The sequence below is a fragment of the Streptomyces sp. NPDC057002 genome (assembly GCF_042673825.1).
GTDB lineage: Bacteria > Actinomycetota > Actinomycetes > Streptomycetales > Streptomycetaceae > Streptomyces.
The window spans coordinates 1-2,079 of the sequence record NZ_JBHURZ010000019.1 but is presented as its reverse complement, the minus strand read 5'-3'; the positions used below and the strand labels follow the sequence as shown (position 1 = coordinate 2,079).

The following is a 2,079-nucleotide window of genomic DNA, read 5'->3' as shown; positions in this document are numbered from 1 at the left end:
ACCTTGACGGTACCTAACCAGAAAGCCACGGCTAACTACGTGCCAGCAGCCGCGGTAATACGTAGGTGGCAAGCGTTGTCCGGAATTATTGGGCGTAAAGGGCTCGCAGGCGGTTTCTTAAGTCTGATGTGAAAGCCCCCGGCTCAACCGGGGAGGGTCATTGGAAACTGGGGAACTTGAGTGCAGAAGAGGAGAGTGGAATTCCACGTGTAGCGGTGAAATGCGTAGAGATGTGGAGGAACACCAGTGGCGAAGGCGACTCTCTGGTCTGTAACTGACGCTGAGGAGCGAAAGCGTGGGGAGCGAACAGGATTAGATACCCTGGTAGTCCACGCCGTAAACGATGAGTGCTAAGTGTTAGGGGGTTTCCGCCCCTTAGTGCTGCAGCTAACGCATTAAGCACTCCGCCTGGGGAGTACGGTCGCAAGACTGAAACTCAAAGGAATTGACGGGGGCCCGCACAAGCGGTGGAGCATGTGGTTTAATTCGAAGCAACGCGAAGAACCTTACCAGGTCTTGACATCCTCTGACAATCCTAGAGATAGGACGTCCCCTTCGGGGGCAGAGTGACAGGTGGTGCATGGTTGTCGTCAGCTCGTGTCGTGAGATGTTGGGTTAAGTCCCGCAACGAGCGCAACCCTTGATCTTAGTTGCCAGCATTCAGTTGGGCACTCTAAGGTGACTGCCGGTGACAAACCGGAGGAAGGTGGGGATGACGTCAAATCATCATGCCCCTTATGACCTGGGCTACACACGTGCTACAATGGACAGAACAAAGGGCAGCGAAACCGCGAGGTTAAGCCAATCCCACAAATCTGTTCTCAGTTCGGATCGCAGTCTGCAACTCGACTGCGTGAAGCTGGAATCGCTAGTAATCGCGGATCAGCATGCCGCGGTGAATACGTTCCCGGGCCTTGTACACACCGCCCGTCACACCACGAGAGTTTGTAACACCCGAAGTCGGTGAGGTAACCTTTTAGGAGCCAGCCGCCGAAGGTGGGACAGATGATTGGGGTGAAGTCGTAACAAGGTAGCCGTATCGGAAGGTGCGGCTGGATCACCTCCTTTCTAAGGATTTAAACGGAATATAAGACCTTGGGTCTTATAAACAGAACGTTCCCTGTCTTGTTTAGTTTTGAAGGAACTTTGTTCCTTGAATAAGTTAAGATGGGCCTGTAGCTCAGCTGGTTAGAGCGCACGCCTGATAAGCGTGAGGTCGGTGGTTCGAGTCCACTCAGGCCCACCATCTTTACCCAATACGGGGCCTTAGCTCAGCTGGGAGAGCGCCTGCTTTGCACGCAGGAGGTCAGCGGTTCGATCCCGCTAGGCTCCACCATTTATAAAAAACATGTTGACTTTAAGAGAAACTTATTATATACTTAAAAAGTTGCTTGAGAAAGTGAACAAAAATGATCTTTGAAAACTAAACAAGACAAAACGTACCTGTTAATTCAAAGTTTTTAATAAATCGCACAGCGATGTGCGTAGTCAGTCAAACTACTTTATCGGAGAGTTTGATCCTGGCTCAGGACGAACGCTGGCGGCGTGCCTAATACATGCAAGTCGAGCGGACAGATGGGAGCTTGCTCCCTGATGTTAGCGGCGGACGGGTGAGTAACACGTGGGTAACCTGCCTGTAAGACTGGGATAACTCCGGGAAACCGGGGCTAATACCGGATGCTTGTTTGAACCGCATGGTTCAGACATAAAAGGTGGCTTCGGCTACCACTTACAGATGGACCCGCGGCGCATTAGCTAGTTGGTGAGGTAACGGCTCACCAAGGCGACGATGCGTAGCCGACCTGAGAGGGTGATCGGCCACACTGGGACTGAGACACGGCCCAGACTCCTACGGGAGGCAGCAGTAGGGAATCTTCCGCAATGGACGAAAGTCTGACGGAGCAACGCCGCGTGAGTGATGAAGGTTTTCGGATCGTAAAGCTCTGTTGTTAGGGAAGAACAAGTGCCGTTCGAATAGGGCGGTACCTTGACGGTACCTAACCAGAAAGCCACGGCTAACTACGTGCCAGCAGCCGCGGTAATACGTAGGTGGCAAGCGTTGTCCGGAATTATTGGGCG

The 2,079-nt window shown here is 52.6% G+C and carries 2 tRNA genes and 2 rRNA genes; all 4 read left to right on the top strand.

Annotated elements, in window-relative coordinates:
- A 16S ribosomal RNA gene (locus ACFT32_RS43495) occupies positions 1 to 1,068 on the top strand; the annotation flags it as partial.
- A gap of 101 nt (positions 1,069 to 1,169) precedes the next feature.
- Positions 1,170 to 1,246: transfer RNA gene (locus ACFT32_RS43490), tRNA-Ile, on the top strand.
- Positions 1,247 to 1,260: 14 nt separating this feature from the next.
- Positions 1,261 to 1,336: transfer RNA gene (locus tag ACFT32_RS43485), tRNA-Ala, on the top strand.
- A 166-nt stretch (positions 1,337 to 1,502) separates the two neighbouring features.
- A 16S ribosomal RNA gene (locus ACFT32_RS43480) occupies positions 1,503 to 2,079 on the top strand; the annotation flags it as partial.